Origin of the sequence: Streptomyces sp. WI03-4A (assembly GCF_033792105.1) — a bacterium.
Lineage (GTDB): Bacteria > Actinomycetota > Actinomycetes > Streptomycetales > Streptomycetaceae > Streptomyces > Streptomyces collinus_A.
This window is the reverse complement of sequence record NZ_JARAUO010000043.1, coordinates 1-25,625: the sequence shown is the minus strand read 5'-3', so window position 1 is coordinate 25,625 and position 25,625 is coordinate 1. Positions and strand designations below refer to the sequence as shown.

21 protein-coding genes and 1 riboswitch are annotated in these 25,625 nt (G+C 73.1%); of the genes, 11 read left to right on the top strand and 10 right to left on the bottom strand.

The genetic code is table 11. From position 1 onward, the window contains the following. The first annotated feature begins 37 nt into the window (after nucleotides 1-37). Together PV343_RS32480 and PV343_RS32475 are read left to right on the top strand one after the other, a co-directional pair. A complete protein-coding gene (locus tag PV343_RS32480; RefSeq protein ID WP_319150628.1) occupies nucleotides 38-1,651 on the top strand; it encodes a succinic semialdehyde dehydrogenase in 1,614 nt (537 codons plus the stop codon). A gap of 98 nt (nucleotides 1,652-1,749) precedes the next feature. Further along, nucleotides 1,750-3,540 (top strand): GMC family oxidoreductase, encoded by a 1,791-nt coding sequence (locus PV343_RS32475; protein ID WP_319150627.1) that lies wholly within the window; start codon nucleotides 1,750-1,752, stop codon nucleotides 3,538-3,540. A gap of 675 nt (nucleotides 3,541-4,215) precedes the next feature. Here the strand turns inward: PV343_RS32475 and PV343_RS32470 are convergent. Then, complete coding sequence (locus tag PV343_RS32470) at nucleotides 4,216-4,485, bottom strand: chorismate mutase (protein WP_319150626.1); 270 nt, start codon at nucleotides 4,483-4,485, stop codon at nucleotides 4,216-4,218. 276 nt (nucleotides 4,486-4,761) lie between these two features. Here PV343_RS32470 and guaA point away from each other — a divergent pair, with 276 nt between their 5' ends. After that, nucleotides 4,762-6,342, top strand: a complete 1,581-nt coding sequence (gene guaA / locus PV343_RS32465) for a glutamine-hydrolyzing GMP synthase (RefSeq protein WP_319150625.1) — start codon at nucleotides 4,762-4,764, stop codon at nucleotides 6,340-6,342. An 18-nt stretch (nucleotides 6,343-6,360) separates the two neighbouring features. Here guaA and PV343_RS32460 read toward each other — a convergent pair whose 3' ends face one another. Beyond that, nucleotides 6,361-6,822 (bottom strand): pyridoxamine 5'-phosphate oxidase family protein, encoded by a 462-nt coding sequence (locus tag PV343_RS32460; protein WP_319150624.1) that lies wholly within the window; start codon nucleotides 6,820-6,822, stop codon nucleotides 6,361-6,363. A gap of 141 nt (nucleotides 6,823-6,963) precedes the next feature. On the opposite strand from PV343_RS32460, the gene PV343_RS32455 reads away from it, so the two are divergent. After that, entirely contained in the window at nucleotides 6,964-7,758 is a 795-nt protein-coding gene (locus tag PV343_RS32455) for a class II aldolase/adducin family protein (RefSeq protein ID WP_020941737.1), read from the top strand. Here PV343_RS32455 and PV343_RS32450 read toward each other — a convergent pair. Next, nucleotides 7,751-8,638 carry a DUF4429 domain-containing protein gene (locus PV343_RS32450; RefSeq protein ID WP_319150623.1) on the bottom strand — a complete coding sequence of 296 codons (888 nt, stop codon included), beginning with the start codon at nucleotides 8,636-8,638 and terminating at the stop codon, nucleotides 7,751-7,753. The genes PV343_RS32455 and PV343_RS32450 overlap by 8 nt on opposite strands. Before the next feature lie 189 nt (nucleotides 8,639-8,827). On the opposite strand from PV343_RS32450, the gene PV343_RS32445 reads away from it, so the two are divergent. Both PV343_RS32445 and PV343_RS32440 read left to right on the top strand, forming a co-directional pair. Next, nucleotides 8,828-10,114: a hypothetical protein gene (locus PV343_RS32445; RefSeq protein WP_319150622.1), complete on the top strand. Its 1,287-nt coding sequence runs from the start codon at nucleotides 8,828-8,830 to the stop codon at nucleotides 10,112-10,114. A 167-nt stretch (nucleotides 10,115-10,281) separates the two neighbouring features. Continuing rightward, nucleotides 10,282-10,806: a TQO small subunit DoxD gene (locus PV343_RS32440; RefSeq protein WP_319150621.1), complete on the top strand. Its 525-nt coding sequence runs from the start codon at nucleotides 10,282-10,284 to the stop codon at nucleotides 10,804-10,806. Here the strand turns inward: PV343_RS32440 and PV343_RS32435 are convergent. Together PV343_RS32435 and PV343_RS32430 are read right to left on the bottom strand one after the other, a co-directional pair. After that, nucleotides 10,800-11,009, bottom strand: coding sequence for a hypothetical protein (locus PV343_RS32435; RefSeq protein WP_319150620.1), 210 nt, complete (start codon nucleotides 11,007-11,009; stop codon nucleotides 10,800-10,802). The two genes, PV343_RS32440 and PV343_RS32435, sit on opposite strands and share 7 nt — an antisense overlap. Next, entirely contained in the window at nucleotides 10,996-12,468 is a 1,473-nt protein-coding gene (locus PV343_RS32430; RefSeq protein ID WP_319150619.1) for a PspC domain-containing protein, read from the bottom strand. The genes PV343_RS32435 and PV343_RS32430 overlap by 14 nt, the downstream gene beginning before the upstream one ends. A 219-nt stretch (nucleotides 12,469-12,687) precedes the next feature. On the opposite strand from PV343_RS32430, the gene PV343_RS32425 reads away from it, so the two are divergent. Further along, a complete protein-coding gene (locus PV343_RS32425; protein ID WP_319150618.1) occupies nucleotides 12,688-13,980 on the top strand; it encodes a PspC domain-containing protein in 1,293 nt (430 codons plus the stop codon). Further along, entirely contained in the window at nucleotides 13,977-14,705 is a 729-nt protein-coding gene (locus PV343_RS32420) for a response regulator transcription factor (RefSeq protein WP_319150617.1), read from the top strand. The genes PV343_RS32425 and PV343_RS32420 overlap by 4 nt, the downstream gene beginning before the upstream one ends. Nucleotides 14,706-14,723: 18 nt before the next feature. Here PV343_RS32420 and PV343_RS32415 read toward each other — a convergent pair whose 3' ends face one another. Beyond that, complete coding sequence (locus PV343_RS32415) at nucleotides 14,724-15,791, bottom strand: C40 family peptidase (protein ID WP_319150670.1); 1,068 nt, start codon at nucleotides 15,789-15,791, stop codon at nucleotides 14,724-14,726. Between the two features lie 416 nt (nucleotides 15,792-16,207). Here PV343_RS32415 and PV343_RS32410 point away from each other — a divergent pair, with 416 nt between their 5' ends. Beyond that, nucleotides 16,208-16,561, top strand: coding sequence for a hypothetical protein (locus PV343_RS32410; protein WP_319150616.1), 354 nt, complete (start codon nucleotides 16,208-16,210; stop codon nucleotides 16,559-16,561). A gap of 186 nt (nucleotides 16,562-16,747) precedes the next feature. Here the strand turns inward: PV343_RS32410 and PV343_RS32405 are convergent, their stop codons facing one another. Continuing rightward, nucleotides 16,748-17,830 (bottom strand): C40 family peptidase, encoded by a 1,083-nt coding sequence (locus PV343_RS32405; protein ID WP_319150615.1) that lies wholly within the window; start codon nucleotides 17,828-17,830, stop codon nucleotides 16,748-16,750. A 7-nt stretch (nucleotides 17,831-17,837) separates the two neighbouring features. Further along, a riboswitch (cyclic di-AMP (ydaO/yuaA leader) is annotated at nucleotides 17,838-18,007 on the bottom strand. Between the two features lie 284 nt (nucleotides 18,008-18,291). On the opposite strand from PV343_RS32405, the gene pcrA reads away from it, so the two are divergent. Next, complete coding sequence (gene pcrA / locus PV343_RS32400) at nucleotides 18,292-20,772, top strand: DNA helicase PcrA (RefSeq protein WP_319150613.1); 2,481 nt, start codon at nucleotides 18,292-18,294, stop codon at nucleotides 20,770-20,772. Nucleotides 20,773-20,838: 66 nt separating this feature from the next. Here pcrA and PV343_RS32395 read toward each other — a convergent pair whose 3' ends face one another. Further along, the gene (locus PV343_RS32395) at nucleotides 20,839-22,377 is read right to left on the bottom strand and encodes a M23 family metallopeptidase (RefSeq protein WP_319150612.1); all 1,539 of its coding nucleotides are present in this window, start codon (nucleotides 22,375-22,377) and stop codon (nucleotides 20,839-20,841) included. 299 nt (nucleotides 22,378-22,676) lie between these two features. Then, nucleotides 22,677-23,528, bottom strand: coding sequence for an esterase/lipase family protein (locus PV343_RS32390; protein WP_319150611.1), 852 nt, complete (start codon nucleotides 23,526-23,528; stop codon nucleotides 22,677-22,679). A 224-nt stretch (nucleotides 23,529-23,752) separates the two neighbouring features. Between PV343_RS32390 and PV343_RS32385 the strand changes: the two genes are divergently transcribed. Then, nucleotides 23,753-24,163: a cobalamin B12-binding domain-containing protein gene (locus tag PV343_RS32385; protein ID WP_020941751.1), complete on the top strand. Its 411-nt coding sequence runs from the start codon at nucleotides 23,753-23,755 to the stop codon at nucleotides 24,161-24,163. Between the two features lie 53 nt (nucleotides 24,164-24,216). Here the strand turns inward: PV343_RS32385 and PV343_RS32380 are convergent. After that, nucleotides 24,217-25,625: DUF5691 domain-containing protein (locus PV343_RS32380; RefSeq protein WP_319150610.1), on the bottom strand; the 1,409-nt coding region annotated here is incomplete at its 5' end.

Here is a 25,625-nt window from a genome sequence, read left to right as displayed (position 1 = left end):
GTACCCAAAGCCTCCGCCGCGGCATACCCTGCGGCTCATGACGGACTCGCAGGCCCCGGACCTCACCGGTACCAACCCGCTCGCGCCCGCCCCCGAGGGCGTCCGCACCGCCGCCGACGTGGTCACGCCGGAGCTGGTGGCCCAGCTGACCAAGGGCGTCGTCGGCTCCGGCCGTACCGCCAACCACACCCCGTTCACCGGCGACAAGCTGGCGGACCTGCCCGAGTCCGGCCCCGAGGACGTGCGCAGGGCCTTCGAGGCCGCGCGGGCCGCGCAGGCCGTCTGGGAGCGGACCCCGGTCAGGCAGCGCGCCGCCGTGCTGCTCCGCTTCCACGACCTGCTGCTGGAACGGCAGGCCGAGGTCCTGGACCTGGTGCAGCTGGAGACCGGCAAGGCCCGGCTGCACGCCCACGAGGAGGTGCAGGCCGTCGCCGTGGCTGCCCGCCACTACGGCCGGAAGGCCCCCGGCTACCTGCGCCCCAAGCGGCACACCGGCGCCGTCCCGACCCTGACCAAGGTCTCCGAGCTGCGCCACCCGCGCGGTGTCGTCGGCCAGATCGCCCCCTGGAACTACCCCCTGGAGCTGTCGGTCGGCGACGCGCTGCCCGCCTTCGTCGCCGGCAACGCGGTGGTGATGAAGCCGGACACCGAGACCTGCCTCACGGCCCTGTGGGCGCGGGACCTGCTCATCGAGGCCGGGCTGCCCGCCGACGTCTTCCAGGTGGTGCTCGGCGAGGGCCCGGTCGTCGGCCCCGAGCTGGTCCGGCACGCCGACTACGTCTCCTTCACCGGCTCCACCCGCACCGGCCGCGAGGTCGCCCAGGGAGCCGCCGCCCGGCTGGTCGGCGTCTCCCTCGAACTCGGCGGCAAGAACGCCATGCTGGTGCTGGACGACGCCGACATCGAGAAGGCGGCCGCGGGCGCCGTGCGCGCCTGCTTCTCCTCGGCCGGCCAACTGTGCATCTCCATCGAGCGGTTGTACGTCCACGAGTCCATCGCCGACACCTTCCTCGAGCGCTTCGCCGCACGCACGCGGGCGATGCGGCTGGGCAACTCCCTCGCCTACGGCGCCGAGATGGGCTCGCTGGCCGGGGAGCGGCAGCTCAAGGCGGTCGAACGGCACGTGGAGGACGCCGTCGCCAAGGGGGCGAAGGTCGTCGCCGGCGGCGTGGCCCGCCCGGACATCGGCCCGTACTTCTTCGAGCCGACCATCCTCGACGGCGTCGAGGACTCCATGGCCGTCTGCGACGAGGAGACCTTCGGACCGGTCGTCTCCGTCTACCGGTTCGGCACCGACGACGAGGCGGTCGAGCGCGCCAACGCCACGCCGTACGGCCTGAACGCCTCGGTGTGGACGACGAGCGCCCGCCGCGGCCTGGACGTCGCCTCCCGGCTGCGCACCGGCACGGTCAACGTCAACGAGGGCTACGCGCCCGCCTACGGCAGCGTGCAGTCCCCGATGGGCGGCATGAAGGACTCCGGCCTCGGCCGCCGCCACGGCTCCGAGGGCATCCTCAAGTACACCGAGGCCCAGACGGTGGCCCGGCAGCGGCTGCTGCCGATGGCGCCGTCGCTGGGCATGGACGACGAGAAGTACGCCCAGTTCATGAGCCGCAGCCTGCGGCTCATGAAGGCGTTCCGGTTCCGGTAACCCGCCCACGGGCGCGGGGCCGCACCGATGTGTGCGGCCCCCGCCCGAGCGCGACCGGCCACAGAGCACCCGCACGCGAACTCGACGAGGAGAACCCCGTGCCCCAGGACGCTTACGACTACGACGTCCTAGTCATCGGCTCCGGCTTCGGCGGATCGGTGTCCGCCCTGCGTCTGACGGAGAAGGGCTACTCGGTCGGCGTGCTGGAGGCGGGCCGGCGCTTCACCCGCGACAGCCTCCCCAAAAACTCCTGGGACCTGAAGAACTACCTCTGGGCCCCCAAGCTCGGCATGTACGGCATCCAGCGCATCCACCTGCTGGGCAACGTCATGGTGCTGGCGGGCGCCGGCGTCGGCGGCGGCTCGCTGAACTACGCCAACACCCTGTACGTGCCGCCGAAGGCGTTCTTCGACGACCCCCAGTGGCGGGACATCACCGACTGGCAGGAGGAGCTGCGGCCGTACTACGACCAGGCGCGGCGCATGCTCGGGGTGCGGCTCAACCCCACCATGACCCCCTCCGACGTGCACCTGAAGGCGGCGGCGCAGCGGATGGGCGTCGGCGACACCTTCCATCTCGCGCCGGTCGGCGTCTTCTTCGGCGACGGCGAGGACGCCGACGGCACGGCGAAGGCGAAGCCGGGCGGGGAGGTGGCGGACCCGTACTTCGGCGGCGCCGGCCCGTCCCGCAGGGCCTGCACGGAGTGCGGCGAGTGCATGACGGGCTGCCGGCACGGCGCGAAGAACACCCTGAACGAGAACTACCTGTACCTCGCCGAGAAGGCGGGCGCGGTGGTCCACCCCCTGACGACGGTCGTGTCCGTCACGGACGACTCGCGGGGCGGGTACGCGGTGACGACGCTGCCGACGGACCGGAAGAAGAAGGGCGAGGGCCGGGTCTTCACCGCGCGCAGGGTCGTCGTCGCGGCCGGCACCTACGGCACCCAGACCCTGCTGCACCGCATGAGGGCCGGCGGTCAGCTGCCCTACCTGTCCGCCCGGCTCGGCGACCTGACCCGCACCAACTCCGAGGCGCTGGTGGGCGCGCAGACCGACAACCGGCGCTACCGCAAGGCCACCGGTGAGGCGCGGGCCGACTTCACGCGCGGTGTCGCCATCACCTCCTCGGTGCACCCGGACGACAACACCCACATCGAGCCGGTGCGCTACGGCAAGGGCTCCAACTCGATGGGCGGTCTGTCGATCCTCCAGGTGCCCTACGCCGAGGGCTCCTCGCGGGTCCTCGCCTGGCTGGCGAACGCGGCTCGCCACCCCGTGCTGGTCGCCCGCTCGCTGTCCAACCGACGCTGGTCGGAGCGGACCATCATCGGCCTGGTGATGCAGTCCCTGGACAACTCGCTGACGACCTACCTGAAGCCCGGCGGCGTCGGGAAGGGCCTGCTCACGGCCCGGCAGGGACACGGCGCCCCCAACCCCAAGCAGATCAGGGCCGCCTCGGAGGCCGCGACCGCGCTCGCGGCCGAGATCAACGGCTTCCCCGGCAGCAACGTCGGCGAGCTGATGGGCACCCCGCTGACCGCGCACTTCCTCGGCGGCTGCCCCATCGGCGACTCCCCGGAGACCGGGGTGATCGACCCGTACCACCGGCTCTACGGCCACCCCGGCATCTCCGTGGTGGACGGGGCCGCCGTCTCGGCGAACCTCGGCGTCAACCCGTCGCTGACGATCACCGCGCAGGCCGAGCGGGCCATGTCGTACTGGCCGAACAAGGGCGAGGAGGACCCGCGCCCGGCCCAGGGCGCGGCGTACGAGCGGCTGAAGCCGGTGGAGCCGCGCGACGCGGCGGTGCCGGCGGACGCGTTCGGCGCGCTGAAGCTGCCGTTCCTGGGGATGCCCGCGGTGCCGCCGAAGGAGCGGCCCGCGCAGTAGCCGGAGGGCGGCGCCGGCCCGGCAAAGGCAGGGACCTGCGTCCCCCTCCGAACGCAGGTCCCTCGCTCTTACCGTCTTCTTGATCCGGCAGCAGGTTTGATCAGCGGGGACCGCGAACGGTTGCACGGCCGCACGGGATTTCCGCGTGGCGTGCGTCACAGTGTCGCGGGGGCGCGGGCATGGCGAAGGGCCCCGCGGGACTTGAGCCGCGGGGCCCTTCCTCGTCAGCACCGACGTCAGGGCAGCGCCGGTGCCTGGCGGCGGCGCCGGGGGGTAGCGCCGCCTGTGATGTGGTCTCGACCCCGGCGGACGGGTCGGATCGGCCAAGTGCCGTGGCCCGCGCGGGGACTTGGGGCTTGTACGCATCGTGCTGGATGAGCGAGGCATCCGCAACCGTTTGGCCCGGCACTGGTGCATATTTGCAGTTTTCCGCCGGTCGGCCCCGGGCGTCCCCGGAGCCGACCGTTCTCTTGGGTGACCGGGCTGCTGTCCCCTGCCGTCCGGTCACTTCCCTGGAGCGAGGTCCCACGGCGCACGGCACGACCCGTGCACCTCATCGCCCCAGCGAGCCACGCGTGGTTCTCTCGGGCCCGCCCCTGGCTGGCACGGACACCGGGATCAACGAAGCGGTGCGCGGGCCGGTCACGCGCCGTACGGGTGAGTCCGGGACCGAACTCAGATGCGACCCCGGCACAGCTCCAGCAGGGTCATCGCGAGGGAGGTGCCGGGCCTGCCCAGGGCCTCGCTGTAGCGGCCCAGGATCTCCATCTCGCGGGAGAGGTGCACACGCCGGCCGCCGGAGGCGATCCGGGTCCGCTGCACGACGGTGGACACGGCCATCCGTTCCTGGATGAGGCCGATGATCCGGTCGTCGAGGGTGTCGATGCGCGCACGCGCGTCGGCGATGGTCTGTTCCGGGGTCTGCTCGGGGGTGACGGTCGTCATGTCGGGGCTCCTCGGTGGCGGTGAGTGCACCGGAACGGCAGGACCCGGAAACGACAGGTGCCCCGGGCCTTGTCGGCCCGGGGCACCTGGTAAGTCGCTCGATTCGCTCAAGCAGGACGACCATGGCAGCCGGCGGGCCGGGTGCCATAGGTAAACAGGAAGGTCGTCTGCGCGAGCATGCGGCCAGTATGCCACGCTCCGGCGCAGGGAAGCGTGGCCACCCACCCCGTTAGACTCGGTAGCACAGACCCCCGCCCGACCACCAGAAGGCACCCCGTGTCATCAGCGACTTCCAGTGCCGCCAGTCCCGACACCGTCCTGGTCGTGGACTTCGGCGCGCAGTACGCCCAGCTCATCGCCCGTCGTGTCCGCGAGGCGCGGGTCTACAGCGAGATCGTGCCGAGCACCATGCCGGTCCAGGAGATGCTCGCCAAGAACCCCGCGGCGATCATCCTCTCCGGCGGCCCCTCGTCCGTGTACGAGGAGGGCGCCCCCCGGCTCGACGGCGCGCTGTTCGAGGCCGGCGTCCCCGTCTTCGGCATGTGCTACGGCTTCCAGCTGATGGCACAGGTGCTCGGCGGCACCGTCGACAACACCGGCGCCCGCGAGTACGGCCGCACCGACCTGCACGTCTCCCGGTCCGGCTCCACCCTCTTCGAGGGCACCCCGGACGAGCAGCACGTGTGGATGTCGCACGGCGACGCCTGCTCCGCCGCCCCCGAGGGCTTCTCGGTCACCGCGTCCACGGACGTCGTCCCGGTCGCCGCCTTCGAGAACGACGAGAAGAAGCTCTACGGCGTCCAGTACCACCCCGAGGTCATGCACTCCACGCACGGCCAGCAGGTGCTGGAGCACTTCCTCTACCGCGGCGCGGGCCTGAAGCCCGACTGGACCACCGGCAACGTCATCGACGAGCAGGTGGCCGCCATCCGCGAGCAGGTCGGCGACAAGCGGGCGATCTGCGGTCTGTCCGGCGGCGTGGACTCCGCGGTCGCCGCCGCCCTCGTCGCGCGTGCCATCGGTGACCAGCTCACCTGCGTCTACGTCGACCACGGCCTGATGCGCAAGGGCGAGACCGAGCAGGTCGAGAAGGACTTCGTGGCCGCCACCGGCGTCAAGCTGGTCGTCGTGGACGCCGAGGAGCGGTTCCTCGCCGCGCTCAAGGGTGTCAGCGACCCCGAGGAGAAGCGCAAGATCATCGGCCGCGAGTTCATCCGCGTCTTCGAGCAGGCGCAGGCCGAGATCATCGCCGACCAGGGCCCGGCCGTGGAGTTCCTGGTCCAGGGCACCCTGTACCCGGACGTGGTCGAGTCCGGCGGCGGCACCGGCACCGCCAACATCAAGTCGCACCACAACGTCGGCGGCCTGCCCGAGGACCTCGAGTTCCAGCTCGTCGAGCCGCTGCGCAAGCTGTTCAAGGACGAGGTCCGCATGGTCGGCCAGGAGCTCGGCCTGCCGGAGGAGATCGTCCAGCGCCAGCCCTTCCCGGGCCCCGGCCTCGGCATCCGCATCGTCGGCGAGGTCACCAAGGAGCGCCTGGACCTGCTGCGCGACGCGGACGCCATCGCCCGCGAGGAGCTGACGGCGGCCGGTCTCGACCGGGACATCTGGCAGTGCCCGGTGGTGCTGCTCGCGGACGTCCGCTCCGTCGGCGTCCAGGGTGACGGCCGCACCTACGGCCACCCGATCGTGCTGCGCCCTGTCTCCTCCGAGGACGCCATGACCGCCGACTGGTCGCGGCTGCCCTACGACGTCCTGGCGAAGATCTCGACCCGGATCACCAACGAGGTCCGGGACGTCAACCGGGTCGTCCTCGACGTGACGTCGAAGCCGCCGGGCACCATCGAGTGGGAGTAGTCCTCCCGCCGCTGAAGGTCAGGTCCGCCTGAGGGCACGCACCGGCTCTCCGGGCCTCCACACCTGGGTGACCAGGTACGTCTCGTCCTCGACGTAGGTCCGTACGACCTCCGTCAGCTCGGTGCGGAAGAGGTGGAACGGCTGCGGCGGTTCCACCTCTTCGACGTACGCCCGCTTGAGCGCCGCGTCGACGACCTCGAACGCCCGGCCGCCGATCCGGACGTCGCCGCCGTCCACGTCGGCGCCCGGGTTGGCCTGGAGCGCGAAGCGCGGATCGCGCAGCAGGTCGAGCGCCTTGCGGGAGCCCGGCATCATGCCGAGCCACAGCTCTCCGCGCAGGAAGCGGACCTCCAGGCCGCTCGTGCGCGGCGAACCGTCCCTGCGCAGGGTGGCGAGGACGTGGTGCCGGTACGCGCCGAAGCGCTCCTCGGCGAGCGCCGCCAGATCGGGTGCGGCGGTGGTGAAGGCTGCCCAGTTCATACCTGCCAGCCTCACGGTCAATCCCGACATCTTCTGTCGGGTATCCGTCGCGGATGTCATCGTTACCCCCCAGCACTGCACTTTTGCGCTGACCGGCGGTAACTTCCGGCCCGTACCGCAAACCCCCACGCTGGAGGACCTATGCACGGGCCGACGCCGCCCCTGCCGCTGCCCACCGACCAGCTCCAGTTCGCCATGCCGCCGATGCACGAGTCGGTCGAGGACGAACGCCGGCACCGCAAGGAGCGGCTGGCGGGCGCCCTGCGGATCTTCGGCCGCGCGGGCTTCGAGGACGGAGTGTCCGGGCACATCACCGCACGCGACCCCGAGTTCACCGACTGCTTCTGGGTCAACCCGTTCGGGATGCCCTTCCGGCACGTCACCGTCGGCGACCTCGTCCTGGCCAACCGGGACGGGCAGGTGGTCGAGGGCCGCTACCACGTCAACCAGGCCGCGTTCACCGTGCACGCCCAGGTGCACGCCGCCCGCCCGGACGTCGTCGCCGTCGCGCACTGCCACTCGGTGCACGGCCGCGCCGTCGCCGCGCTCGGCGACCTCATCGACCCCATCACCCAGGAGAGCTGTGCCTTCTACGAGGACGTGGCGCTCTACGACGCCTACACCGGCGTCGCCGTCGACGCCGAGGAGGGCCGCCGCATCGCCTCCGCGCTCGGCTCCCGCAAGGCCCTCGTGCTGCGCAACCACGGGCTGCTGACCGTCGGGGACTCGGTGGACGCGGCGGCCTGGTGGTTCCTGTCGATGGAGCGGTCCTGCCAGGTACAGCTGATGGCGAAGGCGGCCGGCCGGCCGGTCCTCATCGACCACAGGCTGGCCGTCGCCACCCGCGAGCAGCTCGGCGGCGACCTGGTGGCCTGGATCAACTACCAGCCGCTGTGGCGGGACATCAGCCGCCGCGAACCCGACCTGCTCAGCTGAACCCCCGGAGCACCGCCGCCTTGGTCACCGCGAACTCCTCGTCCGTGAGCACCCCGGCGCGGTGCAGCTCGCCCAGCTCCCGCAGCCGGCGCAGCAGGACGTCGTGGTGGTCGGCCGCCCGTCCCGGCACGGGGGACGGCTCCTCCCCGTCCGGGTACCCGCCGCCGGCGCGGGAGGAGGGGTGCGGCAGCCGGGCGGTGACGGCCGCCGCGACCAGCGCGGTCAGCATGTCGCGGCGCGGGCTGCCCCACAGGTCGAGCGTGTAGGGGTCCCGCTCGGGCGGCAGCTTGGAGAACGCCGTCTCCCGGGTGACGAACCGCAGGAAGCCGTCCTCGAACCCGCAGTTGGGCAGCCACTCCACCTGGACCAGGTCGCCCAGGCCGATGATCCGCGGGCCGGTCGCGCGCTTGACCCGGTCGGAGCTGTCGGCCCAGTCGATGCGCACCTGGGTGCCGTCGAAGGAGACGGTGCCGTCGGAGGACCGCACCGAGACCGGCACCGGCGGCCCCGGCAGCAGATAGGCCGGGGCCGGCTCCCCGGGCACCTGGTCGAGCAGCAGCGCGTGCCGGATCTCCTCGGCGACGAACTCGGCGACCCCGCCCCGGTCCGCGTCCACCGCCAGCCGGTAGGGATCGGCGGTCTCCGGCAGCCGGCCGCCCGTGGCCTGGAGCAGCGGGTCGGCGCCCTCGCGCAGCCGCATCCGCAGCCGGCCCCGCCTGCGCTCGGGTTCGAAGACGACACCGGACACGGCCGCCAGCGGTACGGCGATCTCCCCGTACGTCTGCCGGAACAGCGGCACGGAACGGTGGAGACCGGGGGTGATCCGGATCGTGCTGCCGTCGAACGCCCAGGTGCCGTCCCGCTGGATGATCTCGGCCATACGCCGATTCTCGCAGCCGGGTCAACACGCGGGCCCCGACTTCACCCGCCGTGACCGCGCCCGGCGGCCCCCGGCCGCTTCGGGTAGGGCACAATTCGCTGTCGGCACAGGGGAGTTGCACGGCGGCGGAGCGGCCCGCGTACGGGCCTCCGGCCGTGTCTCGGGTCATGGGGAAGGCGGGCGTCGGGCGTGGCGGTGCAGGAGGCGAGACAGGGCGCGGCGACGGCTGCCGACGGAGCCCACGGGGGCGGCTGCACCTGCGGCGACTGCCCGCACGGGGCCCGGGAGGGGCATCGGCGGGCCGTCGCCGCGTTCCTGCGCGCACGGGACGAGTTCGCGGCCGGGCAGGGCCTGCCGACGGCCGTGGCGCACTCGGCGTCCGCCTCCCGCCAGTGGGTCTCCGAGGAACTGACCCAGCGGGCGGAGGCGGTCGCGGAACGGGGCCGGGCGGAGGGTGACGCGTGGCTGTCCCGGCTGTGGCTGCGCACGGCCTGCACGGTCTGGGGCGCGGTGCTCGCCCTGCTGCTCGCCGAGTCGCTCACCGCGGTCGGGACGGGCTGGACCGGCGCCCGTACCGCCGCCCTGCTCGCCGCGCTCGTCGTCGCGGGAGCGCTGACCGCCGCCTCCTGGTTCCACCGGGCGCGCGGCGGGGCGCTGGCCCCGGTGATCGGTGAGGACAACCGGATGTCCACCTCGCGCGCGGTGGCGGCGGCCTGGGTCCTGCTCGTCGCCTACGCGGTCCTGCTGCTGGCCGGCCGGCTGGCCGTCGCCTCCGACCCCGCCGAGCGCGACGCGCTGCTCGCCGGGCTCGACCTGGCGCGCGGGGCTGGCGTGGTGACCGTCCTCGCCGTGGTGTGCGGCATCGCCGTGCTGGTCCGCAGGGTGGTGGGCCTGCGCATCCTCGGGTTGCGGCTGCAGAAGGTGCCGGCCCACCGGCCGCGCGCCGCCGACCTGCTGACCGACGACTCCGGCCGGGGCGCCTTCGCCGATCTCCAGTACGTCGTCATCAGCGCCGTCGCCGTGCTGTTCGCCGCCGTACGGCTGGCCCGCCGCCCCGACCGGCTGCCCGACCTGCCCTGGGGGCTCGCGGTCGTCGTGCTGATCTCGGCCGCGACCTATCTGGCCGGGAAGTACGCCGAGGGCGGCCGTCCCGTGATCCTCTCCGTGGTCCGGGCCCGCGAGCCCGGCGACCTGGACGGGCCGATCCGCACCGGCGACGACATCGAGATCCGCGGCGCCGGTTTCGTCCCGCCCGGCGCCCGGAGCGCCGACCGGCTCTCCCGGATGGTCGTGCGCATCGGCGCGGTCGACGTGCACGTCCCGCTGGTCCCCGTCGCCGGTGGCTTCCGCAACCCCTCGGACACCGTCCTGACCGTGCCGGTACCGGTCGAGGTCGAGCCCGGTTCGGTGGAGGTGCAGGTGGTGACAGCGGCCGGGGTGGCGACCAACCGGTGCGTCGTCGAGGTCACCGACTGAGGGACGGCCGGGCTGCCGGACGGCCGTGCGGCGGGGGAGTCGCGACGGCGGTCTCCGAGTGGGCCCGATATCGGGAAAAGGAAGTGCGGGAGGATTGAACCCCGCGCGCCCGCCGTACGTATCGTCGGACAAGGGCTCCGCACGGCGGGCGAGAGGCGGCTGCAGCGATGACTCACGGCATTCGGACGGACACGCAGACGGCACACCTGAACGGCGGTGGCGGTCTGCGCGACACCGCCACCCGATACGCCCTCCTTCCGCTCCGTGTCTTCCTCGGGGTCACCTTCGTCTACGCGGGCCTGAACAAGCTCACCGACAGCGCCTTCCTGAAAGCCGGCGGCGCCGGCTCGATCGGCGACACCATGCGTTCGGCCCGCGCCGCATCCGCCGTCCCCGCCCTGATCGACCTGGCCCTCAAGAACCCGGTCGGCTTCGGCTACGCCATCGCCCTCGGCGAGCTGGCCGTGGGCCTCGGCACCCTGCTCGGGCTGTTCGGCCGCCTGGCCGCCCTCGGCGGAGCGCTGATCTCCCTCAGCCTGTGGCTCACCGTCAGCTGGGCCACGACGCCCTACTACTACGGCAACGACCTCGCCTTCCTGATGGCCTGGCTGCCCCTGGTCCTCGCCGGGGCGCCCTACCTCTCGGTGGACGCGCTCCTGCGCGCGCGGCGACAACGCAGCCGGCGCTACTGACCCTCGCTCCCGCGCCGGCTGCGCATGCCCCGGGCCACGGCCGAGGTGACGCCGCCCAGGAGCAAGCCGCCCACGACGAGCGGGATCATGACGAACCACGGGGTCTGCCACCACCCCGCCGCGTCACCGGCGAAGACCGCGCCGGCGGCGGTGAGGGAGAGACCGACGACCAGCCTGCCGGGCCGGAACTCATGACGCAGCACGGGTCACCGCCACGTTCCCGACGGCGACCTGGAGGTCCAGGTCCAGCGTGCCCGCGTCCTTGCCGTCGCCCCTGACCGGGCTCAGGGTCGTCTCGGTGTGTCTGCCCGGCCGCACGTCCACGTCCTTCCTGTCGTCACCGGGCAGGCGGATGTCGCCCACCCCCACGTCGATGTTCATCCGCACGACCGTGTCCGCGGGCACGATCACCTTCAGCTGTCCCGCGCCCACGTGGGCGTCCGTGCTGACCCTCTGTCCCTTCGCCGGCCGCAGGCCGGACAGGTCCAGGGTGGCCTCGCCGGTGCCGAGGTCGTAGGCGGGGCGCACGTCCGCGACCGTGGCCGGCCGCCACGACGTCCGGTGCCAGTGGGTCGTGATGTCCCCCGGCAGGGCCGTGACCCCCGCGAGCAGCGCCGCCGTGACGAGCGCCAGGAACACCGATCCCGCCCCCGTCCGCCCGAGGAAGGCGCTGAGCGCGATGCCCAGGCCGAAGACCGCGAGCGCACAGGCCAGGCCGGTCTGCAGACTGGTGCCCAGCGGGTGCGTGTCCCAGGTCAGGCCGGTGCCGAGCCCCCCGGCCAGCAGGGCGAGCAGGAAGACCCAGCCGCCGATCCAGCGCGGTTCGCGCGGTGCCACGGGCGCGGTGCGCGGTGGCTGCACGGAGCCGTGGTGGGTCCAGGGCGTGGCGACGCCGACGTCGACCGCCGAGGCGGGGTCGTGGGCACGGGCCTCGGGCGGGCCCCACAGATAGCCGGTGCCGCCGATGTGCGTGCCGTCCTTGACGATCGGGTCCCGCCACCAGGACGGGTAGGCGGTGGCGACCGGCGGTGCCTGGGCCTCCGGCGGGGCGTCGGCGGCGGCCTGGGCGGCGAGCGGGTCGGGGTCGGCCGCGTCCCGCCGCCGGGACCAGTAGCCGGCGCCGGCCAGCAGCAGGGAGAGCACCACAGCGAAGGTCAGCACCCCGCCGTTCTTCAGCATGGTCAGGAAGATCCCGCAGCCGACCAGGGCGAACAGCACGGCGGCCAGCGCCTGGCCGTCGACCCGCCCGGTCAGCAGCTTGCGTACCTCGTTCTCCTCCTCGTCGAACGGCACGAGGAGCCAGGCGAAGCCGTAGAAGATCAGGCCGATGCCGCCGGTCGCGGCCAGCACGGCCAGGGTGATGCGGAAGATCACCGGGTCCATGTCGGTCCGGCGCCCGAGTCCGGCGCACACGCCCGCGATCGTCTTGTGCGCACGGTCGCGCCGGAAGCGGTGGAGCGGTCCGTCGGCGCCCTGCGCCGGCGTGGGCCCCGTGCCCCCGGTCCCCTCGGTCGTCTCGGTCCTTTCCCTGCTTTCGGTCCCCTCCGTCCGTCGCCCGCGTCCCGTCGCGGCGGGCTCGGCATCCGTCGCCCCGGTGCCCGGGGCCGGGCGCGGGCCGGTGCCGGGTCCCGGACCCGTCGCGGCGTGCTCGTGATCCGTCATGCGTCCATGGTGACGGGCCGTCCGCCGCGGCGGGAGCCGGGATGACCCTGGGCGAACCCTGAGATCCGCCCCGAGGCGGCCCGGGGAGGTGTTCGGGGCACGGCTCCGGGCGTTCCGGTGACGCTCCCGGGCCGGTTGCGGTGCCTCGCCCGAAGATCAGGGGCGTCTAGGGGGCCGACCCTGATGCTCCGTACACCTGCCCGTGTGACCATCGTTGGCATGCCGGAAGCCGCAAGCCTGCCACTCGACGACCCGCGGCCCCCGCGCAAGCTCTACCGCAGCAGCGACGGCCGCTGGCTCGGCGGAGTGGCACGGGGACTCGCGGGCCATCTCGGGCTGCCCGTGATCTGGGTCCGGCTCGCCTTCGTCGGCCTGTTCATGGCCGACGGGCTCGGAGCGCTGCTGTACGCCGCGTTCTGGTTCTTCGTGCCGCTCGGCGTCGGCGGCGTCGGCGACCAGCGGCCGCAGTCCCTGGTCGGCACCGAGACCTCGCCGGACGGCCGCCGAAGACTGGTCGCCCGCAAGCCCGACAAGGGCCAGATCGTCGCGCTGCTCCTCATGGTCATCGTGTCCATGGTCTTCGTGGGCAGCGTCAACCTGACCGGCGGCGCCAAGGCGTACCTGCTGCCCGCCGTCCTGGTCGCGGCCGGTGTCGCCCTCGTCTGGCGCCAGGCGGACAACGCCCGCCGGGCCCGCTGGGTCGAGGTGGGCAGCCGGCGGCGCACCCTCACCCTGCTGCGCGCGGGCGTCGGCGTCCTGCTGGTCACCGCCGGTGTCTCGGCCATCTTCGTCATGCAGGGTTCGGCCGCCCACCTCGGCGCGGTCCTCCAGGCCGCGCTCGCCGTCCTGGTCGGCATCACACTGCTCGCCGGCCCCTATCTCGTCCGCATGACCCAGGACCTGTCCGAGGAACGCCTGATGCGCATCCGCGCCCAGGAGCGCGCCGAGGTCGCCGCCCACGTCCACGACTCCGTGCTGCACACCCTCACCCTGATCCAGCGCAACGCCGACAACGCGGGCGAGGTGCGCCGCCTGGCCCGTGCCCAGGAGCGGGACCTGCGCACCTGGCTGTACAAGCCGGAGGGCACCGGCAAGGACGAGGCCGACGAGCCGGACACGGTCGCCGAGGCGGTGCGGCGCAACGCGGCCGAGGTCGAGGACAAGCACGGCGTGCCCATCGAGGTGGTCGTGGTCGGCGACTGCCCGCTCGACGAGAGGACCGCCGCGCAGATGCAGGCCGCGCGCGAGGCGATGGTGAACGCCGCCAAGTACGGTGGCGAGGGCGGCGCCGTGCAGGTCTACGCCGAGGTCGAGGGGAAGACGGTCTTCGTGTCCGTCCGCGACCGCGGCCCGGGCTTCGATCTCGACTCGATACCCGCCGACCGCATGGGCGTCAGAGAATCGATCATCGGCCGTATGGAACGCAACGGCGGCACGGCCCGGCTGCGGGCGGTGCCGGGCGGCGGCACGGAGGTCGAGCTGGAGATGGAGAGGGCGGAGAGGACGTCATGAGCGACGCGACCGAGGCGAACGGTACGGCGGGGGCGGCGGAGCGGCCCGGGACCGGCCCGGGGGAGCGGCACGTGCGCGTGGTGCTCGTGGACGACCACCGGATGTTCCGCACCGGCGTCCAGGCCGAGATCGGCCAGACCGCCCAGACCGGTGTGGAGGTGGTCGGCGAGGCCGCGGACGTCGACCAGGCGGTCACCGTCATCACGGCGACCCGGCCCGAGGTGGTCCTCCTCGACGTCCACCTCCCGGGCGGCGGCGGGGTCGAAGTGCTGCGCCGGTGCGCGGCGTTGATGTCGGCCGCCGAGGCGCCCGTCCGCTTCCTCGCGCTGTCCGTGTCGGACGCCGCCGAGGACGTGATCGGGGTGATCCGCGGCGGCGCCCGCGGCTACGTCACCAAGACCATCACGGGCACCGACCTGATCGACTCGATCTTCCGGGTGCAGGAGGGCGACGCCGTCTTCTCGCCGCGCCTGGCCGGGTTCGTCCTGGACGCCTTCGCCTCCACCGACGCCCCGCCGGTCGACGAGGACCTGGACCGCCTCACCCAGCGCGAACGGGAGGTGCTGCGCCTGATCGCCCGCGGTTACGCGTACAAGGAGATCGCCAAGCAGCTGTTCATCTCGGTGAAGACGGTCGAGTCCCACGTCTCGGCGGTCCTGCGCAAGCTCCAGCTGTCCAACCGGCACGAGCTGACCCGCTGGGCCACCGCCCGCCGCCTGGTCTGACCCCCGGCCCGGCCGGCCTCAGGCCACCCGGGCCGCCCCGGCGAACGGCATCTGGTCGATGGGGGCCAGGCGGACCGGCGCCGAGGGGTTGGGCGCGTGGATCATCTGCCCGTTGCCGACGTAGATGCCGACGTGGCTGATGCCGGAGTAGAAGAACACCAGGTCGCCCGGCCGCAGTTCGGACCGGGAGACGCGTCGGCCGGCGTTGATCTGCGCGTAGGTGGTGCGGGGGAGCGAGACCCCGGCCGAACGGTAGGCGGCCAGGGCCAGGCCCGAGCAGTCGAAGGCGTCCGGGCCGGTCGCGCCCCACACGTACGGGCTGCCGAGCTTCTGGTAGGCGTAGGCGACGGCCGCCGCGGCGCGGGAGTCCGGGGCGGAGGAGGGCGGTCCCGGCTCGTCCAGCGGCTGCCGGGCGTCCGGGGCGGACCGGGTGGCGTGCCCCGGCGCGCCGCTGTCCCCGGTGACCTGCGCCCGCTCCCGCGGAGTGAGCCGCGCCAGCAGCCGGCGCGCCTGCGCCAGCTTCCCGGTGATGGTCTGCTTCTGCCGCCGCAGCTCCGCCTGCCGCGACCGCAGCGCGGTCAGCTCGGCGCGGGCGGCTCCGTGCAGCTGCTCGATCTCCCGCAGCTGCTCGCGCACCCGGGCCACCGCACCGGCCCGCCGCTCGCCGGCCCGCTCGGCGAACGCGGCGCCGTCCAGGTACCGGTCGGGGTCGCTGGAGAGGGCGAGCTGCCAGGAGGGGTCGATGCCGCCCTCGCGGTACTGCGCCGCGGCGAAGGTTCCCAGCGCGTCACGGGCCGAGTTGAGCTTCTGCTGCCTGCGCGCGGTCTGGTCCCGCAGCGAGTTCAGCCGCCGCTGGGCCGCACCGGCCTTCTCCCTGGCCCCGTCGTAGGTCTCGGTGGCGGCCTCCGCCTGCTGGTACAGCTTGTCCACCTTGGCCTTCACCTGCGCCACGGTCGGCTCCGGGGCGGCGCTGCCGGTGCCGTCGAACACCGTGGCGGTGGCCGCGCCCGCGAGGGCGAGGGTGACGGCCGTACGGGCGGTGCTGCCGCCGAGCGAGCGCTGTCGGGGCTTGCGGTGCGCTGCCACCTGGACCGTCACGACCTTTCGTGGGACTGCTGCGTCTGGGCGATCGAGGCGACCGGCGATGGCCCGCACAGGGGGAGCGGGCCACCGCCGGGCCTTTCTCGGCGCGGCGACCGGCGGCCGCCCCTGGCCCGGGCGGCGGTGGGGTGCCGGTCACCTGGGGGAGGACGCTAGGCCCGCCTGTGACAGCTTGGTAACGCGGAGTGCGGAACTGGCGTCGGTGGATCGAAACGTGACCGTAAGTGACCGTGTTGCCGTGCCGGAGTCGACACCTTCACGCAGCGTGGTGATCGATGCGCGGAATGCGGGACACCAGGAAGCGCTGTGGTGCTATGGGGCGCATATATGCAAGATCCGTCCGATGTCACGCCCGGGCCCGGTGACGGCGGGTCCGAGGCCCCTCATTAGGCTCCGGGCTCATGGACGTACTCATCCATCTCCTCGTCGGCCTGCACATCATCGGCATCGCCGCGCTGCTCGGCGGTTTCCTCACCCAGATGAAGGCGATGGGCCGGGGCACGGCCCGCTTCGTCCCCGGGATGCTGCACGGGGCCTTCACCATGCTGGTCACCGGTGTGGCCCTGGTCGGGCTCAACGAGGCCGACGGCCACCACGTCGACACCATCAAGATCGGCGTGAAGCTGGCCCTGCTGATCGTCATCCTCGGGCTGGTCTACGTGCAGCGCGACGAGGAGAAGGTGGACAAGCGCGTCTTCGGCCTGGTCGGCCTGCTGACCACGGCGAACATCTTCATCGCCGTGCTGTGGACGTGAGGGACCTTCCCCACCGCGCCGCGGACGTGACGCTCAGCGCCGGGCCCTGATCCGCAGACCTGAGATGCCCGGCGTGATCCCGATGCCGGGGAGCCGCGCCGGCCGGACGAGGAGGCCACGCGCGCGTGGGGGGCTGGAAAGGAGGACGACCGCGCGTCCGGGACGTCCCGGACGCGCGGTGGTGCGTCAGGCGGGCCGGACCACGCTGTGGACGACCGAGTCGCCGTCGTGGCGGAGGGACTCCTCGCGGACGTACGCGCCGGGCCCCGGCGCGTGGATCATCGTCCCGTCCCCCGTGCACAGACCCACATGGCTCAGGTCATCGTGGAAGAAGACCAGGTCACCGGGGCGCGCGTCGGCGAGCGGGACCGTCGTGCCCACGGCGGCCTGGGCGCGGGCGGTGCGCGGCAGGGTGACACCGGCGGCCTTCCAGGCGGCCCGGGTGAGACCGGCGCAGTCGTAGGAGCCGGGCCCGCTGGCCCCGTTCACGTACGGCTTGCCGATCTGGCCGCGGGCGAAGGCGATCGCCAGGTCGGCCCTGGTCGCCCGCACGCCCGGCGACGCCTGGTACGACGGCGCCGCGGCCTCCCGCCGCCCGTGCCGCCCGTGCCGCCCGGCCGCGGACGGGACCGGAGACGGGGGCGGGGGCGGACTCAGGGCCGGACTCGGGGCCGGAGCCGAGGCCGGGTCCTCCGGGGCGGTCAGCAGGGACATCAGCTTCCGGGCGGCGGCGAGCTTGCGCTGGACGGCGGCCTTGGCGGTCTTCGGGTCGTACGCCGACACGGCCGCCGTGGCGGTCTCCCGCGGCTGGACGGCGGCTCGGGCGCGCGCGGGGGCGTGCGCCGAGGCGTCCGGAACCTCGGCGCCCGCGTCGGTGCTCCTGGCGGTCTCCTGCCGCTTCTTCACCGTCGACGCCAGCCGGTCCATCAGCCGGGTCTGGTCGAAGTAGTCCGGCGGACGCCGGTCGTGCTCCGGCTCCTGCGGGCCGTCGCCGAACGCCACCTTCCCGCGCAGGGAGTCCAGCCGGCCCCGCTGCCGTACGGTCCGTTCCGGGGTGTCCACGGACGGCTCGGCCGGCGACTCGGCCCGCCGGTAGAACTCGTCGATCTTCTTCTCGATCTCCTCCACGCTCGGCCCGCCGTCGTCGGCGGGGGCCGCCTCGGCCGTCTGGGACAGGACGGCCACGGAGGTGAGCGCGGCGGTGGCGAGAGCGGGGGTGCGCAGACCCGGTCCACTTCCGCCGGGTCGCGGCTTGCGGTGCGACGCCAAGGGTGGCGACTCCTTCCAACGTGCCGCCTACCGGGTTAGCTGTCGGGTTCGGGCGGGTGGTTCGGAAGGGTTGCCCTACGGCGTCGTCCCGGGCGGGAGTCGGCCGATTCACCCCGGGATCGGTGGGTCCCCGGCTCCGGCCGCGCGAAGGCGCACCGGACTCGGCGGAGGCCGCGACGCCCGGCGACGTTCGCCGGAAGGGGTGCGTGCGGCCTGACGGCAACCTAGCCAACTCGTGTGACTCCTGTGAAGGTTGGTGTGGCTTATGTCCGATACATTTCCGTGACCTGGCGCCTGTTTCACACCGGTGTGACAAGGCGCTCTCGCAGCGTGAGGGCCATGTCGGCGTCCGTGGCGCGGCGGCCGGCCGCGGTGCGCCGTGTCCGGTTGCGGCCCCCGCGCGGACCGGGTTTCCGGGGCGGGGACCGGTTGTCGGTGCGGCGCCCTAGACTCGTAGAGCGATGAGCAGCCTCTTTGACGACAGCTTCCTGGCGGACCTCCAGGCCCCTCGTGGGCACGAGGAGGAGCACCCGCCGCCGCCCGAGGACGATCACGCGCCGGAGCCCGTTCCGGACGATCTGTTCGGCGGGAAGTTCGACGTGCCGCCGGACCGTGACGCCCACTACCGCGACGGCGCCCCCCGCCCCGCGCTCGACGCGGCCGCGCTCCTCGACGGGCTGAACGAGAACCAGCGCGCGGCCGTCGTCCACGCCGGCTCACCGCTGCTCATCGTCGCCGGCGCGGGCTCGGGCAAGACCCGGGTGCTCACCCACCGCATCGCCCACCTGCTCGCCGAGCGGCACGTGCACCCCGGCCAGATCCTCGCGATCACCTTCACCAACAAGGCCGCGGGCGAGATGAAGGAGCGCGTGGAGCAGCTCGTCGGCCCGCGCGCGAACGCGATGTGGGTCATGACCTTCCACAGCGCGTGCGTGCGGATCCTGCGGCGCGAGTCGAAGAGGCTCGGCTTCACCTCGTCCTTCTCGATCTACGACGCCGCCGACAGCAAGCGCCTGATGGCCCTGGTCTGCCGGGACCTCGACCTCGACCCCAAGCGGTTCCCGCCCAAGTCCTTCAGCGCCAAGGTCAGCAACCTCAAGAACGAGCTGATCGACGAGGAGGACTTCGCCGCCCAGGCCACCGACGGCTTCGAGAAGACCCTCGCGCAGGCCTATGCGCTCTACCAGTCGCGGCTGCGCGAGGCCAACGCGCTCGACTTCGACGACCTGATCATGACGACGGTCAACCTGCTGCGCGCCTTCCCGGACGTCGCCGAGCACTACCGCCGCCGCTTCCGGCACGTCCTGGTCGACGAGTACCAGGACACCAACCACGCCCAGTACGCCCTGGTGCGCGAACTCGTCGGCACCGCCGAGCACCCGGTGGACGTGCCGCCGAGCGAGGCCGACCTGCCGCCCGCCGAGCTCTGCGTGGTCGGTGACGCGGACCAGTCGATCTACGCCTTCCGCGGCGCGACCATCCGCAACATCCTCCAGTTCGAAGAGGACTACCCGGACGCCACGACGATCCTGCTGGAGCAGAACTACCGCTCCACCCAGACGATCCTCTCGGCGGCCAACGCGGTCATCGAGCGCAACGAGTCCCGCCGTCCGAAGAACCTGTGGACCAACGCCGGCCAGGGCGCGCGGATCACCGGCTACGTGGCGGACACCGAGCACGACGAGGCCCAGTTCGTCGCCGACGAGATAGACCGCCTCACCGACGCGGGCGAGGCGAAGGCCGGGGACGTCGCCGTCTTCTACCGCACCAACGCCCAGTCCCGTGTCTTCGAAGAGGTCTTCATTCGCGTCGGCCTGCCCTACAAGGTCGTCGGCGGCGTGCGCTTCTACGAGCGCAAGGAGGTCCGGGACGTCCTGGCCTACCTGCGCGTCCTCGCCAACCCCGAGGACTCGGTGCCGCTGCGCCGCATCCTCAACGTCCCCAAGCGGGGCATCGGCGAGCGCGCGGAGGCGATGGTCGACGCCCTCGCCCAGCGCGAGAAGATCAGCTTCCCGCAGGCGCTGAAGCGGGTGGACGAGGCGTACGGCATGGCCGCGCGGTCGACGAACGCCGTCAAGCGGTTCAACGTGCTGATGGAAGACCTCCGGACGATCGTGGAGTCCGGCGCCGGACCGGCCACGGTCCTGGAGGCGATACTGGAACGCACCGGCTACCTGGCCGAGTTGCAGGCATCCACCGACCCGCAGGACGAGACCCGCATCGAGAACCTCCAGGAACTCGCCGCCGTGGCCCTGGAGTTCGAGCAGGAGCGCGGGGAGGGCGAGACCGGCACGCTCGCCGACTTCCTGGAGCAGGTCGCCCTGGTCGCCGACTCCGACCAGATCCCGGACGAGGAGGACGGCGCCGGCGTCATCACCCTGATGACCCTCCACACCGCCAAGGGGCTCGAGTTCCCGGTCGTCTTCCTGACCGGCATGGAGGACGGCGTCTTCCCGCACATGCGCGCCCTCGGCCAGACCAAGGAGCTGGAGGAGGAGCGGCGCCTGGCCTACGTCGGCATCACGCGCGCCCGTGAGCGGCTCTACCTCACGCGCTCGGCGATGCGCAGCGCCTGGGGACAGCCCTCGTACAACCCGCCCTCCCGCTTCCTGGAGGAGATCCCGACCACCCACCTGGAGTGGAAGCGGACGGGCGCTCCCGCGCCGCGGGCCGCCGCGCCGGTCTCCGGGATCGCGGCCTCGCTGTCCTCGTCCCGCTCCCGCTCCTCGGCGGCGGGCGCGTCCGGGTTCGCCACCCGGCGGGCCTCCGAGAAGCCGGCCGTGGCCCTCGCCGTCGGCGACCGGGTCACCCACGACCAGTTCGGGCTCGGCACGGTCGTCGCGGTCTCGGGCGTGGAGGACAAGGCCCAGGCGACGATCGACTTCGGGGACGGCAAGCCGAAGCGGCTGCTGCTGCGGTACGCGCCGGTGGAGAAGCTGTAGACACCTGAGCCCCGCCGGTCCGGCGGGGCTCGAAGGTCAGGTCGTCTCAGGTCGGATCGGGCCGGGTCAGGTCGGGTCGAGACCGTGGCTGCGCAGCCACGGCAGGGGGTCTATGGCCGCCCCGCCCGCGGGCCGGACCTCGAAGTGCAGGTGCGGGCCGGTGGAGTTGCCCGAGTTGCCCGAGAAGGCGATCGGCTCCCCGGCCTTGACGCTCGTACCGGAGGCGACGCGGTAGCTGGACAGGTGGCAGTACCAGGTCTCCGTGCCGTCCTTCGCCGTCACGATCATCATGTTGCCGTAGGCGCTGTTCCACTTCGTGGAGACGACGCCGTCGACGGCGGACATGACGGTGGTGCCGTACGAGACCGGGAAGTCGATGCCCGTGTGCACGGACATCCAGTTCACACCGGCCTGGCCGAAGTAGGCGCTGAGCCCGCGCTGCGCGACGGGCAGCGCGAACTTGGGGCGCAGCCGCTCCTTGAGCGCGGCCTCGGCGGCCGCCTTCTTCTGCTGGAGTTCCTGCTGCGCCTTGAGGTCGATCCGGTCCTGCGTACGGCTGGCCCGGTCGGCGAAGTCGTCGGCCCCGGCGGAGAGTGTGCGGAGCTGGGCGTCCAGCTTGCTGTTGGCGACGGACGGCTTCACCGCGTGCGCGTCCGGCGCGGAGGCGGTGGTGTCCTTGCCGCCGTCGTCCGTCAGACCGCCGACGGAGGCGGCCGCGATCCCGGCCACCCCCATCACACAGGCCGAGGGCACGGCGATGGTCAGCAGCGCGGAGCGCTTGGGGGGCGTACGGCGCCGGGAGCGTGCGGCACTGCGCGAGCCCGCGCGGGACGCCGGGGCCGGAGTCGTGTCCTCCTGGTCGTCGAGCAGGTCCCGCACGACGGGCAGTTCGCCCGTGGAGCCCGGCTCGTCGCCCTCGAGGGCCGTGTCGCGGGCTTCGCCGAGGTGGCCGGCCTCGCCGTAGGCGGCGTCCTCGTAGGACACATGGTCGAAGGCGGCGGTCGCCTGGGCGTCGCCGACCTGCTCGAACGTGGCCGTGGCCTGCTGGTCGAACGGTTCGGCAAGCTGCTCGTGCGCCACGGCCGTGCCGTCGGAGTTCCACTGCGTGGCGTCGTAGGCGCCCGTGTCGAACGCCTGGGCGTTCCAGTCCCACTGCTGGGTGGGGTCGGCGACTGCGGACAGGCCGTCGTGGCCCGGCTGTTCGGCCTGCGTCCAGGCGCTCGCGTCCCACTGGCCGCTGACGTCGTGCCCGGTGGCCTGGGCGGGAACCGTCCAGGCGGTGCTGTCGTACGTGCCCGAGTCGTAGGCCGTGTGGTGCTGGGCCGCGTACGGGTCGTACCCCGGGGTGTGGCCGGTGCCGGTGCCCCACTGGGTGGCGGCGTAGGTGTGCTGCTCACCGCCCGGGAGGCTGCCGAAGAGCGGGTCGCCTGCGACGGTTCCGGTGCCGGTGGAACCGGCCGTGAAACCGGTGGCGTCGTAGCCGGCGTACGTGGTGAAGTCGTCGTAGCGGGCTTCCTGGGTCCCGTACGGCGCGTAGTGCGTGGCGGAGGCGTCGGAAGCCGGGGCCGGGGTGGTCGTACTCCCCGACGGGTGACGGTCGTTCACCAACTTCTCTTTCGCCTCGACAACAGGGGCTGCCAGAGCAGTGCGGCGACTGTACCCGTCGGTATGCGGGCGCGACAATCTTCGGCTGGTTTCGCGTTGGCCGGAAACGGGCAATCGCCCGTGTTTCGGGGGACGGCGGACGCGAGTTTGGCTTTGTGTTCGAAATACGTTCGATGGCGAGTGGCGGTGGGTCACCCGTGCGTCGGCCGTGCCGGCCGACGCGAGGGCCTGCGAACCACCCGTTCGCCCGTCCGGGCGACCGGCCGGGCCGCTCCCGGGGTACCGTCAGGTGGTCACCGTCAGGCCACCGTCAGGCCGCCCGCGATCGTCTCCTCGGCCTGCGTGGCCTCCAGGGCCTCGCGTATCCCGGCCGCGACGGCGGGGTGCACCGGCAGGGCCAGGTGCCCGATCCCGGTCACCCGCACGTTCAGCGCGTCCAGGTCGGGATGGTCGACGCAGGCCGCTTCCAGCGGGTCCATCACGGAGTCCAGGTCGCTCCAGAAGCTGACGAACCGGGTGCGGCAGCCGGGCGCGGGCCGGGACAGCTCCTCGATCACCTCGGAGCCCGGACGCATCTGCCGCACGATCGGATGCGCGCTGGCCAGCGGCACGGCCCGGGTGCCGGAGTGCGGGGTGCCCAGCGTGACCAGCGTGCGCACCCTCAGGTCACCGCCGAGGCACTGTACGTAGTACCGCGCGATCAGCCCGCCGAGGCTGTGGCCCACGACGTCCACGCGCTCACTGCCCGTGCGCTCGCAGATCTCCTCGACATGCCGGCCGAGCAGTTCGGCGGCGGTCCGGATGTCGCAGGTCAGCGGGGAGTAGTTCAGCGACTCGACGCGCTGCCTGCCGTTGCGGACCAGGCTGCGGCGCAGCAGGACGAAGACGGAGCGGTTGTCGATGAAGCCGTGCAGCAGCACCACCGGCGGGCCCGGGCGGGCGGGCAGCCGCGTCGTTCCCTCCCCGGCGGCCAGGGAGGCGCAGCGGCGTTCCTGGACCAGGCCGGTCGGATACAGCAGCAGGTGGCCGGCCAGGATCGCGGCCTCCAGCGCGGTCGCCTTGAACAGCGTCATGGAAAGGTCGACCAGTCTGCCGGGCCACAGGCGCCGGTAGAACGGGAGGAAGAGCGGAAGTACCCCGGTGACCTTCATTGGCCGACCTCCTGTCGGCACCCGGGGGACGGCTCGGTCCCCCGTGTGCCCTCATGTCCCACCGTGTGATTTCCCCCTCTGTCCGCACCGTAAAACCGCCGGTTGCGCGATGCTGGAGATAACGTTCGTTCACTTGCCGACGGGTGGCGGAACGTGCCAGATATGCGGTACTTGTCGGTACGAGCGGAAGTGGTCGCTTCCGTGGTCGCTTGATGGAGGCAGTGATGGGTGTGGCAGCCGGTCCGATCCGCGTGGTGGTGGCGAAGCCGGGGCTCGACGGCCACGATCGCGGGGCCAAGGTCATCGCGCGGGCGCTGCGCGACGGTGGTATGGAGGTCATCTACACCGGCCTGCACCAGACGCCGGAGCAGATCGTCGACACCGCCATCCAGGAGGACGCCGACGCGATCGGCCTGTCCATCCTCTCCGGCGCCCACAACACCCTGTTCGCCGCCGTCATCGACCTCCTCAAGGAGCGCGACGCCGCGGACATCCTCGTTTTCGGCGGCGGCATCATCCCGGAGGAGGACATCCCGCCGCTGAAGGAGAAGGGCGTCGCGGCGATCTTCACCCCCGGCGCGACCACCACCGAGATCGTGGACTGGGTGCGGGGCAACGTCCGGCAGCCCGCCTAGCGGCGGCACCTCCGGAGCGACCCGGGCGGCAGCGGTGGCCCGGGCAGCCCGCGTCAACTCGGCGCGTCCGGCCGCAGTTCCGCGGCCATCGCCGCCCGCAGGCGCAGCGTGGCCACGAGCCGCTGGAACGCCTCGGCCCAGTACCCCCCGGCACCCGGCGACGCGTTCTCCCGCTCGTCGGGCAGCGCGAGCAGACCCTCCAGGCGGGTGGCCTCCGCCGGGTCCAGGCAGCGCTCGGCGAGCCCCATCACCCCGCTGAAACTCCAGGGGTAACTGCCCGCGTCCCGGGCGATGTCCAGGGCGTCCACCACGGACCGGCCGAGCGGGGCGGCCCACGGGACCGCGCACACCCCGAGCAGCTGGAACGCCTCCGACAGGCCGTGCGTCGCGATGAACCCGGCCACCCACACGGCCCGTTCCCCCGGCTCCAGCGCGCCCAGCAGCTTCGCCCGCTCCGCGAGCGACACCGCGCCCGGCCCGCCGGCCTCCGGGGCCGACGGCGTGCCGAGCAGCGCCCTCGACCACGCGGCGTCGCGCTGGCGCACCGCCGCCCGGCACCAGGCCGCGTGCAGCTCCGCCTGCCAGTCGTCCGCCACCGGCAGCGCCACGATCTGCTCCGGGGTGCGCCCGCCGAGCCGGCTCGCCCAGATGCCGAGCGGTGCCGCCTCCACCAGCTGACCCAGCCACCACGACCGTTCTCCTCTGCCCGTGGGAGGCCTTGCCGCCACACCGTCACGCTCCATGCCCGGATCGCACTCGGGTGGCGCCTCCACGACGACCGTTGGCGAGTTCCCCGTCCGGTCCACGGCCACACATGCCGCCGCCCGGACCGCCATCCGCGCGGCGAGCGCCGACCCCGGCAGCGTGGACAGCAGCTCCGCCGCCGTCGACCTGACATTGCGGCTGCGGTCACCGAGCGCCTGTTCGAGGAACGGCTCGTCCTCCAGGGACAGGCCCGTGCGCAGCGAGTCGAGGAACATCAGCCGGTCCTCGGCCCGCTCCGTCGTCCAGGTCGACGCCAGCAGCTCCCGGGCGGGCGCGGGCGTACGGGCGCGCAGCGCGGCCAGCAGCGCGACCCGCTCGGCGAACAGGCCCTCCTCCCACAGCCGCCGCACCGCTTCCCCGTCCGCCGGGTCGGGCAGGGTCGCACCGCCGCCCGGCGCCGAGCGCAGCGCGAAGCGCCAGTCCGGGTTCAGCCGGGCCAGCCACAGCGCCCGGGGCCCGGCGAACGCCAGCGCCGCCGGCCGCAGGTCCGTCCGGCCCCGGGCAGCGTCCAGCAGCGCGGGCAGCGCCTGCGGGGGCGCCGCGTACCCGTGGGCGCCGGCCGCCGCGAGCCACTGCGGGAGCAGCTCGATGAGGTCCGGGGAGCTGCCGCGCCGGCCGCCGCCCCCGCTCCCGGGGCGGTCGGCCAGCAGGATCGCGAGCCTGCGCGCCGCGGCCGCGGGCAGCGCCGGCCGGGGGT

Coding starts and splice junctions, on each gene's coding strand:
- PV343_RS32480 (WP_319150628.1), top strand. CDS start 38: ATGACGGACTCGCAGGCCCCGGACCTCACCGGTACCAACCCGCTCGCG.
- PV343_RS32470 (WP_319150626.1), bottom strand. CDS start 4,485: ATGACGACCGTCACCCCCGAGCAGACCCCGGAACAGACCATCGCCGAC.
- PV343_RS32460 (WP_319150624.1), bottom strand. CDS start 6,822: ATGAACTGGGCAGCCTTCACCACCGCCGCACCCGATCTGGCGGCGCTC.
- PV343_RS32455 (WP_020941737.1), top strand. CDS start 6,964: ATGCACGGGCCGACGCCGCCCCTGCCGCTGCCCACCGACCAGCTCCAG.
- PV343_RS32450 (WP_319150623.1), bottom strand. CDS start 8,638: ATGGCCGAGATCATCCAGCGGGACGGCACCTGGGCGTTCGACGGCAGC.
- PV343_RS32440 (WP_319150621.1), top strand. CDS start 10,282: ATGACTCACGGCATTCGGACGGACACGCAGACGGCACACCTGAACGGC.
- PV343_RS32430 (WP_319150619.1), bottom strand. CDS start 12,468: ATGACGGATCACGAGCACGCCGCGACGGGTCCGGGACCCGGCACCGGC.
- PV343_RS32425 (WP_319150618.1), top strand. CDS start 12,688: ATGCCGGAAGCCGCAAGCCTGCCACTCGACGACCCGCGGCCCCCGCGC.
- PV343_RS32420 (WP_319150617.1), top strand. CDS start 13,977: ATGAGCGACGCGACCGAGGCGAACGGTACGGCGGGGGCGGCGGAGCGG.
- PV343_RS32410 (WP_319150616.1), top strand. CDS start 16,208: ATGGACGTACTCATCCATCTCCTCGTCGGCCTGCACATCATCGGCATC.
- pcrA (WP_319150613.1), top strand. CDS start 18,292: ATGAGCAGCCTCTTTGACGACAGCTTCCTGGCGGACCTCCAGGCCCCT.
- PV343_RS32390 (WP_319150611.1), bottom strand. CDS start 23,528: ATGAAGGTCACCGGGGTACTTCCGCTCTTCCTCCCGTTCTACCGGCGC.
- PV343_RS32385 (WP_020941751.1), top strand. CDS start 23,753: ATGGGTGTGGCAGCCGGTCCGATCCGCGTGGTGGTGGCGAAGCCGGGG.